Source organism: Enterovibrio norvegicus FF-33 (genome assembly GCF_000286835.2).
Lineage (GTDB): Bacteria > Pseudomonadota > Gammaproteobacteria > Enterobacterales > Vibrionaceae > Enterovibrio > Enterovibrio norvegicus_A.
This window is the reverse complement of the sequence record NZ_AJYD02000038.1, coordinates 2,585,071-2,598,210: the sequence shown is the minus strand read 5'-3', so window position 1 is coordinate 2,598,210 and position 13,140 is coordinate 2,585,071. Positions and strand designations below refer to the sequence as shown.

Sequence of the window (13,140 nt, the reverse complement as noted above, 5' to 3'; positions counted from 1 at the left end):
AGCGATGTTTGAATACGAAATTTTACGTTTAATCTGGTGGTTGTTGATCGGTGTTCTTCTGATCGGCTTCGCGGTGACTGATGGCTTCGACATGGGTGTGGGTGCCTTGTTGCCTGTTATTGGTAAAACGGATACTCAACGTCGAGTGATGATTAACTCGATTGCGCCACACTGGGATGGCAACCAAGTTTGGTTGGTTACCGCGGGTGGTGCGTTGTTTGCAGCATGGCCTCTGGTTTATGCCGTGTCGTTCTCTGGCTTTTATCTTGCCATGATGCTGACATTGGCGGCACTGTGGTTCCGTCCTATTGGTTTCGATTACCGCTCTAAAATCGAAGACCCACGCTGGCGTAATACGTGGGACTGGGGCATTTTCATTGGTAGCTTCGTTCCGCCGATTATCTTCGGTGTTGCATTCGGTAACCTGCTTCAAGGTGTGCCGTTTGAACTGAGCGAGTTCTTGATCCCAACCTACAGAGGCGGTTTCTTCGGTTTGTTGAACCCGTTCGCCATTCTGTGTGGCCTAGTTAGCTTGTTCATGATCGTCACCCAAGGTGCGACATACTTGCAGATGAAAACCACCGATGTGTTGCACACTCGTTCACGTAACGTGGCGCAAATCTCAGCGGTGCTTACCGCAGCGTGTTTTGCTCTGGCAGGCGTATGGGCGCAAAGCATTGATGGCTTCGTCATCACCAGTGAAATCGTCACGAATGCGACGTCTAATCCTCTTAACAAAGAGGTGGTGACAATGGCCGGTGCGTTGTTCAATAATTTTGATGCTTACCCCGCACTTTGGGCTGCGCCTGCGCTGGGTGTGTTCATGCCGTTGTTGGTTGCATTGTGCTCTCGTCTTGAGCGCGGTGGTTTTGCCTTCTTGTTCTCAAGTCTGGCGATTGCAGGCGTGATCCTGACGGCTGGCTTTGCGATGTTCCCATTCGTGATGCCATCAAGCCTCGTGCCTTCGCATAGCTTGACCATGTGGGATGCAACCTCGAGTGAGCTGACGCTGAATATCATGACAGGCGTTGCCTTTGTGATGGTGCCAATCATTCTTGCTTACACCATTTGGTGTTATTACAAAATGTTTGGTCGTCTGGATGAAAAGTTCATCGAAGACAACAAAACCTCACTGTATTAAGAGAAGGAGTCAACCATGTGGTATTTCGCTTGGATTCTAGGTGTATTGCTGGCGTGCTCGTTCGGTATTATCAATGCGCTTTGGTTAGAACAAACTGAAGCCATGGACCACGACAGTGAAGACTAAATTCACGACTATGTTAGACGGTGTTTATGACCGTCTTCATAAGCGTGTCTTGATGTTGTTTTCGTTGGTGCTTGCGCTAACGTGTGCGGGACTGGTGATCTGGGACCCGCAATCCTTTGCTGACAAAATTGGTGGTTTTCACGCTGCCAACGCACCGGCTCTGATTTGGGCAACGTGTACTGGATTTATTCATGGTATGGGGTTCAAACCACGTTTTTGGCTATGGCAGATCTTTTTCTTCCCAGCTTTGGCGTGGTTAGTGATGGTCGTGATGCTGACAAGTGCCTTTTTCTAATTGAAAACAACTCAATCCCCAAACAGCCCGGTTGCAAAAGCGCCGGGCTGTTTTGTATCCAATCAATCTAAAATACCGTGATGAGCCGCGGTGAAAGCGACATATTGTGGTTGCTTGGGTATATTTACGCCATTCGTGACCTGCTTCGTTGCATCGTGCTTTCAATACCTTGAGCAAGTCAGTTATAGTATTTCGCTAAACCTAATGATGGATTTCAGGTAATTATCAGGATGAGCAATCACACTCCATTCTGCTGGCCAATTCGGGTGTATTACGAGGACACTGATACGGGTGGACTGGTTTATCATGCGAATTATATCAAATACTTCGAGCGTGCCAGAACCGAACTATTGCGCAGTATTGGTGTCAACCAACTGACGCTGTTTGAAGAACGCACTGCATTTGTTGTTCGCCACCTAGATATGGACTTTTTCAAAGGCGCAACACTTGATGAAGCGCTTACCGTTCAAACAACGGTGTCAGAGCTACGTCGAGTCAGCATGACATTCTGTCAGGATTTAGTTAATTCAAATGGCGACGTGTTGTGTCGGGCCACCGTTAAGGTAGCCTGTATCGACCCTGAGAAAATGAAACCAAAATCCATCCCTATATCGATTCAATCGGAGATTTTAAGTGAGCGCTGAACTGTCAATTCTTGATCTGTTCTTACAGGCCAGCCTGCTGGTAAAAGCAGTGATGTTGGTTCTGCTAGGCATGTCTATTATGTCTTGGGCAATGATCATCAAACGTTCTCAAGTGCTTTCCCAAGCCGAAACCAAAGCCGAGCGCTTTGAAGACCGCTTTTGGTCGGGCATGGATTTATCACAACTCTTTCAAGAGGTTCAAGCACGTAAGGATTCGTTGACCGGTAGTGAGCAAGTTTTCTACTCAGGTTTTAAAGAGTTTGCGCGTTTGCACCGCAGTAATGGCAAAGTGCCTGATGCGGTCATGGAAGGGACGTCTCGTGCGATGCGTGTTTCTTTGTCAAAAGAAGTGGAATCGCTAGAAACCAATCTACCCTTTTTGGCCACAGTGGGCTCAATTAGCCCTTACATCGGTTTGTTTGGTACGGTTTGGGGCATCATGCATGCATTTATCGCGCTGGGTGCGGTGAAACAAGCGACCTTAGCGATGGTTGCCCCTGGCATTGCAGAAGCATTGGTAGCAACAGCGATGGGCTTGTTTGCGGCCATTCCTGCGGTCATGGCATATAACCGATTGACAACGAAAGTCGGCAAGCTTGAGAACAACTACGTGAATTTCATGGAAGAGTTTTCTAGCATTTTGCACCGCCAAGCGTTCGCGGCACCCAAGGAGTAAGCCATGGCTTATCAACCTAAGCGTAGGAAGCTGACCGCTGAAATCAACGTGGTGCCTTACATCGATGTTATGTTGGTGTTGCTCATTATCTTTATGGTGACAGCGCCATTCGTGACACAGGGCGTGGACGTTGAATTGCCGCAGACTTCAACGGCTAAAACCGCCGCTGATCTTGCAGAAGATGCTGACAGCGGTGCTTTCATTATTGTAGAAGTCGATCAGAACGGTGGTCTTGGCTTGAGTGTGAACAATGGCGATATGGAACACGGCCTTTCACTACAAGATTTGTTGGTGCGCGTAAAAGCTGAACTGGAAATCAATCCTAAATCTCCTGTGCTTGTAGGAGGGGACGGACGCGTACCTTATTCAGAAATCATTCTAACACTGGATGCGTTGAATCAGGCGGGAGTCTCATCTGTGGGGCTTATGACCGAACCGCTTGATTCGTAAAATGAGAAACTGAATGAAGAATAACGAAAATAAAGGATATGCGGGCTCGACGGTCATATCCGTGCTGCTACACGCAGCGCTTTTAGGTGGTTTGTTATGGGGCGCTGATCTGACTACGGTGTCTCACCAATCGCCAGGACAAAACATTGAAGCTGTGGTGATCGACCCGAGTGTTGTGAGTGAACAAGCCCGTAAGATCCGTCAACAACGAGATGAAGCAAAACGTCAGGAAGATGACCGTTTACGCCGCCTTGAGCAGCAAACGGACTTGCTTGAAAAACAACGCGAGCAGGAAGAGAAAAGCCTTCGCGAACTCAGAGCTGAAAAACTGATCGCTGAGAAAGCAACGCGTGAAGCAGAAACTGAGCGTAAACGCATTGCCGAGGCGCGCAAAAAAGAAGCGGAAGAGCAGCGTCAGGCGGCAGAAGCGACACGTATAGCGAAAGAAAAATCCGCGGCAGCTGAAGCAGAGCGTAAGCGCCAGGTTACTGAGCAACGTAAAGCGGAAGAAGCAGCCAAAAAAGCAGAAGCTGATCGTCAGCGCGCAGTGCAAGAGCGTCAGCAAGCTGAAGCGGAACGTGAACGTAAGCTCGCAGAGAAAAAACAGGCGGAAGAAGAGGCTCGTAAGGCCGAAGAAGCCCGAAAACAGAAACTAGCGGAACAGAAAAAAGCCGAAGAAGCCGCGCGTAAAGCAGAAGCTGCGCGTGTGGAAGCCGAACGAAAAGCCGCCGAAGCTAAGCGCAAACAAGCAGAGCAGGAGGCTGCGCTTAACGAGCTTTTTAGCGGTCTCGAGTCTGAATCAGAAAGTCGTGGTTCGGCTCGAGGGCAGTTTCTCAGCGATGAAGTCGCTAGGTATGGTGCAATCTATACCCAAATGATTAAACAGAACCTGTTGGTCGATGACAGTTTGCTAGGGCAGGAATGCGTGGTGAAAATGCGTATTTCTGGTACAGGCTTGTTGCTAGATGTGACCGAAGCGGGTGGAAATCGCTCTCTTTGTCGTGCAACTAAAACCGCAGTGTTGAAAGTATCATCCTTCCCAATGCCGGAAGATAAAGATGTCGCGGCTCAGCTTCAGAGTATTGAGCTGACCGTGAAACCAGAGTAAGAGGGATTCTTCATGTTGAAACGCGTATTCTTTGGTGCGATTACGCTACTGCTTGCGGTCATTCAACCCGCGCAAGCCGAGCTTAAACTTGTTATCACTGAAGGGGTAAATTCAGCACGTCCTATCGCCATTGTCCCATTCAAATGGGAAGGCGAAGGAAAGCTGCCAACTAACGTGTCGTCTGTTATTGCATCGGATTTGCAGCGCAGCGGAAAATTCAGCCCCGTTCCGATCGATAAGATGCCTCAAACCCCTTACAGTGAAGCAAGCGTGGATTTTAACGATTGGACTGCAATGGGGGTGGATGCGCTTGTAACGGGTAAAATTAGCCCAACATCAGATGGTAAGTATCTGATCGAATATCAGCTTATTGATGTGGTTCGTGGTCAATTGACTGGTGGTCAGAGCAAAGGGCTTTCGACCAGTGGCGAATTGGTTCTCACCAAAGATCACCTTCTTCTCAATAATCGCAAGACCGTTGCAGGCAGTCAGCTTCGCCAATATGCACACCGTATTTCGGATTTAGTATACGAAAAGCTGACGGGTGAAAAAGGCGCGTTTCTGACTCGCATCGCTTACGTTGTTATCGATGACAAAGCAGAGCACCCGTACCAGCTTCGTATTGCCGACTACGACGGCTATAACGAATTGTTGGTGTTGCGGTCGAAGCAACCATTAATGTCTCCTACATGGTCTCCTGATGGTAAGCAGCTGGCGTATGTGAGTTTTGAAAACGGTCAAGCGCAGATTTTCTTGATGAATATTTACACCGGTGAGCGTGAGATGATTTCGTCATTCCCACGTCACAATGGCTCGCCGCGCTTCTCTCCGGATGGCAGTAAGCTTGCGTTAGTCTTGTCGAAAACCGGAAGCCTGCAACTTTATGTGATGGACCTGAAAACCCGTAAATTGGAACAAATTACCAAAGGTCGGGCGAACAACACAGAACCATTCTGGGATCCAGATGGGAAGTCTTTGATCTTTACGTCAGACCGGGGTGGTAAACCACAGATTTATCGAGTAAATTTAGCCGATGGTTCTACTAATCGAGTGACTTGGCAAGGCAGCCAAAATCTCGGTGGTCAACTTACTCCGGATGGTAGATACCTCGTCATGGTTCACCGATCGGACTCTGGCTACAACATTGCAAAACAAGATTTGCAAACGGGAGCGGTAGAGATTCTGACGAAAACAATGTTGGATGAATCGCCGAGCCTTGCACCAAACGGCAGCATGGTAATTTACAGCTCAGTTTATGGGCGTAATAACGTACTTTCACTGGTTTCCATTGATGGACGATTTAAAGCACGTTTACCTGCTACTAACGGTAGGGTGAGAGCCCCAGCATGGTCCCCGTACCAATAATATTTGCGCTTATTTGATATAAAGGATAACAAGATGCAACTTAACAAAGTACTTAAGGGTTTGGCTGTTGCGCTGCCTATGTTCACACTGGCAGCATGTAGTTCTAGCGATAGCGCTACTGATAGCACTGGTTCTGAAACCAACAAGGGCTCAGAAACGACTATCGTAACACCCGTAGATGGCGGTCAAGGTAGCCTGACTGAACAAGAGATCCGTAACAACGAACTGCGTCAGTCGCAAACTGTTTACTTCGGTTTTGATGACTATTCAGTACTTCCACAGTTTGAAGACATGCTTGATGCACACGCAGAATTCCTGCGCGCAAACGCAGAAATCAAAGTGGTTGTTGAAGGTCACGCAGATGAGCGCGGTACACCTGAGTACAACATCGCACTGGGCGAGCGTCGTGCAAATGCAGTGGCTAAGTACCTGCAAGCACTAGGTGTTCCAGCATCACAAATTTCACTCGTAAGCTACGGTGAAGAAAAACCTTTGGTTCTTGGCCAAGGTGAAGAAGCTTACGCGAAGAACCGTCGTGCGGTTCTGGTTTACTAATTAAAGGTAAATCTTATGAACAGTAACACTTTGCGTGCTCTTTCGCTGGCGTTACTGGTGAGTGCAGCAGCCCCTGTGGCCGCTGCACCTGCTCCGGTGACCGAGTTAGGAAGTGGTAGCTCTGTAGAGCGCTTGGAGCGAATGCTGGCTGCTCGCAATCAGATGCAATTAGATATGCAGCGTCAGTTAGACCAAATGGCCGGCGAACTCGATCAGTTGCGTGGCACAGTAGAAAGAAACAGTTACGAATTAAATCAGATGTTGGAGCGCCAGCGCGATCTCTACCGAGAGATTGATACGCTGAGAAGTGCGAAACCAGCCGCTGTGGTGTCAACCAAACCTGAAGAGTCTGGGTCAAAAGAATCTTACTCTTCTAATCAGTCTGAGAATGCACAATACGATGCTGCGGTTAATCTCATTCTGAAAGAGAAAAACTACGCAGGCGCCACTGAAGCGTTTAATGCGTTTTTGACTAAGTACCCAAAATCGATTTATAAGCCCAATGCACATTACTGGTTAGGGCAACTTTATTTTTCTAAGAATGATCTTGCGGCAGCAAAACAACATTTCACTGCTGTCAGTCAGGCTAAAAAATCGAGTAAGCGTGCAGACGCCATGTTAAAGCTTGGCATGATTGCTGAAAAAGCAGGCGATACAGCGACAGCGAAAAGTTTGTTCAACGCTGTTGTCAGTGAATATCCTGGCACCACAACGGCAAAGCAAGCCCAGAAGCAGTTGAACTAAATCATCTTTGTTTATGTATTTGAAGAGCCGACTTATTAAGTCGGCTTTTTTGTATAAATAGCCTACAGCACGCTCAATATTGGCGTCATAAAGCGTGAAAACTCGGCGTTAAGCTGGGTATAATGTCCTAATTGCAAGCAAATCTGAGTAAGTCGATGAGCCAGATTATTAATACCGCCGAGACGGTATATCCTTTCCCTCCGAAACCGGAAGTCCTGTCTGCGTTGCAAAAGACAGACTACATCACGAGCATCAAACAACTGCTGAAAGAAAAAGATGCCGTTATGATTGCCCACTATTATACCGATCCTGAAATTCAAGCTTTGGCTGAAGAAACAGGCGGATTTGTTGGTGATTCGCTGGAAATGGCGAAGTTCGGTAACAAGCATCCAGCTAAAACATTGTTGGTGGCTGGTGTGCGCTTCATGGGTGAGAGCGCGAAAATTTTGACCCCAGAAAAAAATGTGATCATGCCAACACTGAAAGCAGAGTGTTCACTGGATCTCGGTTGCCCTGAAGACCGCTTCAGTGCGTTCTGTGACGCGCACCCTGACCACACTGTTGTGGTATATGCAAATACATCAGCGGCAGTAAAAGCGCGTGCTGACTGGGTGGTAACATCGTCTATTGCGCTGGAAATTGTTGAGCACTTAGATGACCAGGGCAAAAAAATCATCTGGGGGCCTGATCGTCATTTAGGTTCCTACATCGCCGATAAAACTGGCGCTGACATGTTGTTATGGCAGGGCGAGTGCGTTGTTCATGATGAGTTTTCAGCGAAAGCATTACGTGATATGAAGGCGGTTTATCCTGATGCGGCGATCCTTGTGCATCCGGAATCTCCGGCAAGCGTTGTCCAATTGGCCGATGCAGTGGGTTCAACGAGCCAACTGATCAAAGCGGCGAAAGAGCTTCCGCAACAGCAAATGATCGTGGCAACGGATAAGGGCATCTTCTTTAAGATGCAGCAAGTTGTGCCTGACAAAGAGTTGATTGAAGCGCCGACTGCAGGTGCCGGTGCAACATGTCGAAGCTGTGCACACTGTCCTTGGATGGCGATGAATGGCCTCAAAGCCATTGAAACCGCATTGCGCGATGGCGGTGACGAACATGAGATCTTTGTTGATGAAGCCATTCGTGTGAAATCACTGATCCCGCTAAACCGTATGCTTGATTTTGCTGCTGAGTTGCAACTACAAGTCAAAGGTAACGCGTAACAAAACGTGAGATTTTAAGTATAAAGGCGAGCGAACTGTTCGCCTTTTTTGATCCGAATTTTCCAATTTGGACGTTTCTATTAAGGCGGGGTCATGAGCCAAACAATGTTAACTATTGGTCTTCCGATTGCGCTCGCTTGGATGATGTTTTGCGTTGGTCTGACATTGTCCCTTGCCGATTTTAAGCGTGTCTTGCAGTTTCCCGGCAAGATATCAGCAGGCTTAGCAGCCCAACTGATTGGGTTACCGCTTATCGCTTATGGCTTGATCCAACTACTGAATTTGCCCCCTGTTGTTGCCGTTGGACTTTGGATTTTAGCACTGGCTCCCGGTGGCGCGTCATCAAACGCAATTAGCCATTTGGCGGGTGGAGATTCGGCACTGTCGATAACGATGACGGCGATCAGCAGTCTGATTATCCCTTTTAGTTTGCCCTTGTTACTGCCAATCGTCTTGCCTGACGTTGCAGCAACGCTTCCTGTGAAAACGGCCATTCTTCAATTGGTGGCGGTGACTTTGATGCCGGTTGTTTTGGGGATGTTGCTTAAGCGATTTATCATAGCGACGTGGTTTGATAAATTCACCCATGCAGCAGGGCGAACGGCGCTGTGGGCACTATTTTTCACTGTAGCTATCACGCTAGCGGCGAACACTAAGGTGTTTTATCAGCTGTTTTCTGTTGCGTCGCTAGCTGTATTGCTGCTCTGTCTGCTTGGTATGGGATTGGGTGCGTTAGTGGCAAAAGGTTTTGGCGATGACGCTAAGTTAACCAAAACCTTTTCGATCGAAGTCGGTATTCAAAATGCAGGCACGGCGATTTTTGTTGCTGTGGTGCAGCTTCAGCAACCGGAACTGGCGCTTACTCCACTACTATACGGGATTTTGATGAATATCCCTGTGGTGCTGCTAATTGCGCGTTATCGCAGGGCATTTTCCCATGCCAACTAAGTGATACAAGAGAGACATTCAGCTTTCTGGTGTGTGGGAACATCACAAACAAAAATGCCGCTCAACAATGAACTGTGAAGTGACCCCGTAAAGTTGGACATTTCTGTTAAGCGGCTTTCAAGGCCTGATTTCGATACTCTATCGGAGTCAGGCCTTTTAGTTTCACTTTAATACGTTTGGTATTGTAGTACTCGATATATTCTTTGATTTGATTCATCAAATCATCCGCATCTTCAAAGCGTTGATTATGGTACATCTCTGTTTTTAGTAGTGCGAAGAAGTTCTCTGCCACTGCGTTGTCTAGGCAATTTCCTTTTCTCGACATGCTTTGTGCGAGTCCATTGTCGTTAAGCTGCTTTTGATAGGCTCGGTGCCGATACTGCCAACCTTGGTCGCTGTGTATAATGGGCTTCGATTCCGGGGTTAGCGTTGAGATAGCCTCTTCAAGCATACCAGTGACGAGTAGTAAATCAGCGCGCTGCCCAACTTTATAAGTCACCACTTCTCGCGTGAACAGGTCAATCACTGGAGACAGGTACACCTTCTGCCCTTTGACTTTAAACTCAGTAACATCAGTTACCCATTTCTCATCCGGTTTACTCGCCTCGAAGTCTCTTTCGAGTACATTAGTTGCTGCTTTCCCAGCCTCGCCACGGTAAGAGCGATACTTCTTGGGTCTTACTGTCGACTTCAAGCCTAACTGCATCATCAGCTTTTGCACTGTCTTGTGATTTAACGTTACACCTCGGTTTCTCAGTTCCAAGTGAATTCGACGATACCCGTAGCGTCCTTTGTGCTCATGGTAAATAGACTGAACTAACCGCTTTTCACATTCATAGTCATCAGGAAGCTGACTCGCTTTGGCCTGATAATAAAATACGCTTCTTGCCAGGTTCAGGGCTCGAAGTAAGTGTTTAAGCGGGTATTTATCTCTTAGAGTCAGAGCGGTTGCTGTTTTTTCTTCGTTCGACGGTTTTTCTCTTGCTCCAACTCCTCCAGCTTTTTTAGAACAGCATTCTCCGCGCGTAAATAAGCCAACTCTTCTCTCAGCTCTTCGAGCGTCATTTCACTATCTGGCTTCGTTGTCGTTTGAGGTTGCTGTTTCATTGGAGGTCTACCTTTAGGCTGCGGTTCAAGCCCCTTAATTCCTTGCTCATTGTAGCGTTTGAGCCAAGTGATGAGTATGCCATTGGATGAGAGGTTTAATACTGCGCTAGTGTGCGTGACAGACCAGCTATTCGTCCACATTAATCTCAATGCGGCCAGCTTAGATTGAGCGGTGGCAGCTTGTGTTGCAGGTAGAAATGAACGGTATCCATGGATAGCAAAGACTTGAGTCCAGTATCGAATTTGTCTGGAAGATATTGAATGTTGTTTAGCAAGCACCTCAGATGACACCCCATTTAGACACTGCTTGGCAACGAGACACTTAAACTCGCGATTGTATTTGGACATAAAAAGACCCCCAATAATTGGTCGTCCAACTATTGGGGGTCAGTTCACTGAGCGGCATTTTTATTGGTCGACAGACTACGTGAATTAACGTAATTGCCAAACGCGGTAAGTACGGCCTTTGATTTTCCCTGATGACAGCTTGTCTAAAGCGCGTTTTGCAACATCGCGTTTAACGGCCACATAAGAGCGGTAATCGGTAACTTTTATTTTGCCAACTTCGCTGCCTTCGATACCATTTTCGCCAGTCAATGCGCCAACAATATCGCCTGGGCGGACTTTGTTTTTCTTGCCTGCTTCAATGTGCAGTGTCGTCATGATAGGTGTGCGTGGCATATTGGTCATCGCCGAATCATCGGGCAGCGCTTCACCTTTAATATCATGCTTTAAGTAGTCTTCCAGTAGCGCAATCTTGTAACCATCTTCGTGATTGAAGAAGGTGTAGGCTGCGCCTTCGCTTCCCGCACGACCAGTACGGCCAATACGGTGAATGTGTATTTCGGTGTCAAAAGCCATGTCGTAGTTGATGACGGCATCAAGTGCTTCAATGTCCAAACCACGAGCTGCAACATCGGTCGCCACCATGACGGTGACACTCTTGTTGGCAAACTTAAGTAGCATTTGGTCACGGTCACGTTGTTCTAAGTCACCGTGAAGGGCAACGACAGAGAAGCCTTCGTTATCAAGCACTGCGGCAACGTCTTTTACTTCACGTTTAGTGTTGCAGAATACAACAGCACTTTCTGGCTGGTGTTTTAACAGCAACAATTGCAATGCATGCATGCGATCTTTGTTGCTGTTGCACTGGTAAAAGTGCTGTGAAATGCTGCTGCTGTCGTGGTTTGATTCCACTTTCACCATCACAGGTGCGTTCATGATCTGGCGGCTGATGCTCTGGATCTGTGTCGGGAATGTGGCACTGAACAACAAGGTTTGACGGTTTGATGGCACGTCTTGGAAAATGGCATCCAGCGCGGGTTGGAAGCCCATTTCGAGCATTCTGTCAGCTTCATCCAACACCAAGGTGTTCACTTCTTCAAGTGACAAACGGCCTTTGTCTAGGTGATCAAGAATTCGACCTGGTGTACCCACAATAATGTGCGCGCCATGTTCTAGAGAGCCGATTTGCGGTCCCATTGGAACGCCGCCACAAAGGGTCAGGATTTTGATGTTGTGAATGCCACGCGCCAATTTACGTAATTCAATTGCGACTTGGTCCGCGAGTTCGCGTGTTGGACACAGAACCAACGATTGAACGCGGAAGCGTTTTACATTCAGGCGATTAAGCAGGCCAAGGCCGAAAGCAGCCGTTTTACCAGAACCTGTTTTACCCTGACCAATCACATCTTTTCCTTCAAGAATGGCAGGAAGGCTCTGTGCTTGGATCGGCGTCATTTCCGTATAGCCAATATCAGTAAGTGTGGAAAGCAACTCAGCTTTCAACGGCAGGTTAGAGAATGATTGTGTGGTCACAGGAAAATTCCAGTATTTAGAAGCCAGGGTATTGGCGGATGAAAACAGGGGCAGGACTATATCAGGAATGTTGACAAACTGCGCGAAAAATAAAGCGGCACACGGCCGCTTTATGATTGCTATTCACCCGATACTGCTAGCCAGTATGTCAGGGTCGATTGAGCGAGATTATTGTTGCTCAACCATTTGGTTTGCGCGCATCGTCAAGCCGCACAGCATCACGGGCATACCGTTGAAGATTTCTTCAAACTGTGCGAGTTCCGCAGCGCCTAGTTCATCCATGGTCGCCAATGCAGACTCTGGGTCGAACAGAAGACTAATAGAAAGCAATACACCGCCAAGAAGTGCGTTTTCTTGAGAGTCCTCAGGCATGAGTGTTTCCCAGTCATCGCGTGCTAGCGTCCAGCCTTGCAACATACCTTCACAATATTCACGCGTCGCTTGGTTAACGATTTCAGCGTCGCTCAGCGCACACACGTCAGGCCATTGCCATTCATTGGAAAGGAGCGCATCACGTTGTTGATTCCACATATCGATAATGATAGTGGCGTACGCTTCAAGTTGTTCATGGTTGTTGAACGGTGCTTCTTCTTCGCCGCCCCACATAAAAGCAAGCCACTCGCTTGGATCGATCAGATTAGGCGCTGCAGCCATTGCGGTGATAAACCCTTCGGTTTGTGTCGCAGACAATACAAAAGGCTCTAATCCATTTTCCGTGATAAATTGCGCTAGCGAGATAGTCATGAGTAATTCTCTGGTCCTGTTTAGGCCAATATTCTATCAGCCCGAGTGATAATTCGAGAATAAAAAGCGTCACTCAGTGTGAAATCCGCACCAAGCCGATGGAAACTTAAACACTCGCACCGTATTTTGTTATTTATCGTTGACCTGACAGACCTGCTTCCCTATAGTAGCGCCCCGTTGAGACGATAAGTCCAACCAAAAC

General features: G+C 47.7%; 15 protein-coding genes and 1 pseudogene. 12 read left to right on the top strand and 4 right to left on the bottom strand.

What is annotated here, in order from left to right:
* Nucleotides 1–4: 4 nt before the first annotated feature.
* From cydB to A1OO_RS19495, 12 genes are all read left to right on the top strand, one after another.
* Entirely contained in the window at nucleotides 5–1,141 is a 1,137-nt protein-coding gene (cydB, locus tag A1OO_RS19550) for a cytochrome d ubiquinol oxidase subunit II (protein WP_016961284.1), read from the top strand.
* Between the two features lie 15 nt (nucleotides 1,142–1,156).
* Complete coding sequence (gene cydX, locus A1OO_RS19545; RefSeq protein ID WP_016961285.1) at nucleotides 1,157–1,267, top strand: cytochrome bd-I oxidase subunit CydX; 111 nt, start codon at nucleotides 1,157–1,159, stop codon at nucleotides 1,265–1,267.
* A 10-nt stretch (nucleotides 1,268–1,277) separates the two neighbouring features.
* On the top strand, nucleotides 1,278–1,562 hold the full coding sequence (ybgE, locus tag A1OO_RS19540; RefSeq protein WP_017004157.1) for a cyd operon protein YbgE: 285 nt from the start codon (nucleotides 1,278–1,280) through the stop codon (nucleotides 1,560–1,562).
* A 230-nt stretch (nucleotides 1,563–1,792) separates the two neighbouring features.
* On the top strand, nucleotides 1,793–2,206 hold the full coding sequence (gene ybgC / locus A1OO_RS19535; RefSeq protein ID WP_016961287.1) for a tol-pal system-associated acyl-CoA thioesterase: 414 nt from the start codon (nucleotides 1,793–1,795) through the stop codon (nucleotides 2,204–2,206).
* Nucleotides 2,196–2,882, top strand: a complete 687-nt coding sequence (gene tolQ / locus A1OO_RS19530) for a protein TolQ (RefSeq protein ID WP_016961288.1) — start codon at nucleotides 2,196–2,198, stop codon at nucleotides 2,880–2,882. Before ybgC ends, tolQ begins: the two co-directional genes overlap by 11 nt.
* 3 nt (nucleotides 2,883–2,885) lie before the next feature.
* Nucleotides 2,886–3,332: a protein TolR gene (tolR, locus tag A1OO_RS19525; protein WP_016961289.1), complete on the top strand. Its 447-nt coding sequence runs from the start codon at nucleotides 2,886–2,888 to the stop codon at nucleotides 3,330–3,332.
* A 13-nt stretch (nucleotides 3,333–3,345) separates the two neighbouring features.
* Nucleotides 3,346–4,440 (top strand): cell envelope integrity protein TolA, encoded by a 1,095-nt coding sequence (tolA, locus tag A1OO_RS19520; protein ID WP_017004156.1) that lies wholly within the window; start codon nucleotides 3,346–3,348, stop codon nucleotides 4,438–4,440.
* 12 nt (nucleotides 4,441–4,452) lie between these two features.
* The gene (tolB, locus tag A1OO_RS19515; RefSeq protein ID WP_017004155.1) at nucleotides 4,453–5,805 is read left to right on the top strand and encodes a Tol-Pal system beta propeller repeat protein TolB; all 1,353 of its coding nucleotides are present in this window, start codon (nucleotides 4,453–4,455) and stop codon (nucleotides 5,803–5,805) included.
* Between the two features lie 33 nt (nucleotides 5,806–5,838).
* On the top strand, nucleotides 5,839–6,360 hold the full coding sequence (gene pal / locus A1OO_RS19510; RefSeq protein WP_017004154.1) for a peptidoglycan-associated lipoprotein Pal: 522 nt from the start codon (nucleotides 5,839–5,841) through the stop codon (nucleotides 6,358–6,360).
* A gap of 15 nt (nucleotides 6,361–6,375) precedes the next feature.
* A complete protein-coding gene (ybgF, locus tag A1OO_RS19505; RefSeq protein ID WP_016961293.1) occupies nucleotides 6,376–7,104 on the top strand; it encodes a tol-pal system protein YbgF in 729 nt (242 codons plus the stop codon).
* Nucleotides 7,105–7,259: 155 nt separating this feature from the next.
* The gene (gene nadA / locus A1OO_RS19500; RefSeq protein ID WP_017004153.1) at nucleotides 7,260–8,321 is read left to right on the top strand and encodes a quinolinate synthase NadA; all 1,062 of its coding nucleotides are present in this window, start codon (nucleotides 7,260–7,262) and stop codon (nucleotides 8,319–8,321) included.
* A gap of 93 nt (nucleotides 8,322–8,414) precedes the next feature.
* Nucleotides 8,415–9,269, top strand: coding sequence for a bile acid:sodium symporter family protein (locus A1OO_RS19495; RefSeq protein ID WP_016961295.1), 855 nt, complete (start codon nucleotides 8,415–8,417; stop codon nucleotides 9,267–9,269).
* 106 nt (nucleotides 9,270–9,375) lie between these two features.
* Here A1OO_RS19495 and A1OO_RS23485 read toward each other — a convergent pair.
* The 4 genes and pseudogenes from A1OO_RS23485 to A1OO_RS19475 form a co-directional block, all read right to left on the bottom strand.
* Nucleotides 9,376–10,263 (bottom strand): annotated as a pseudogene (locus A1OO_RS23485) (IS3 family transposase); the annotation flags it as partial.
* Complete coding sequence (locus tag A1OO_RS19485) at nucleotides 10,209–10,724, bottom strand: helix-turn-helix domain-containing protein (RefSeq protein ID WP_016960257.1); 516 nt, start codon at nucleotides 10,722–10,724, stop codon at nucleotides 10,209–10,211. The pseudogene A1OO_RS23485 and the gene A1OO_RS19485, both read right to left, overlap by 55 nt.
* 84 nt (nucleotides 10,725–10,808) lie before the next feature.
* Nucleotides 10,809–12,194 carry an ATP-dependent RNA helicase DbpA gene (gene dbpA / locus A1OO_RS19480; protein WP_016961296.1) on the bottom strand — a complete coding sequence of 462 codons (1,386 nt, stop codon included), beginning with the start codon at nucleotides 12,192–12,194 and terminating at the stop codon, nucleotides 10,809–10,811.
* A 168-nt stretch (nucleotides 12,195–12,362) separates the two neighbouring features.
* The gene (locus tag A1OO_RS19475; RefSeq protein ID WP_016961297.1) at nucleotides 12,363–12,938 is read right to left on the bottom strand and encodes a UPF0149 family protein; all 576 of its coding nucleotides are present in this window, start codon (nucleotides 12,936–12,938) and stop codon (nucleotides 12,363–12,365) included.
* Nucleotides 12,939–13,140: the final 202 nt, after the last annotated feature.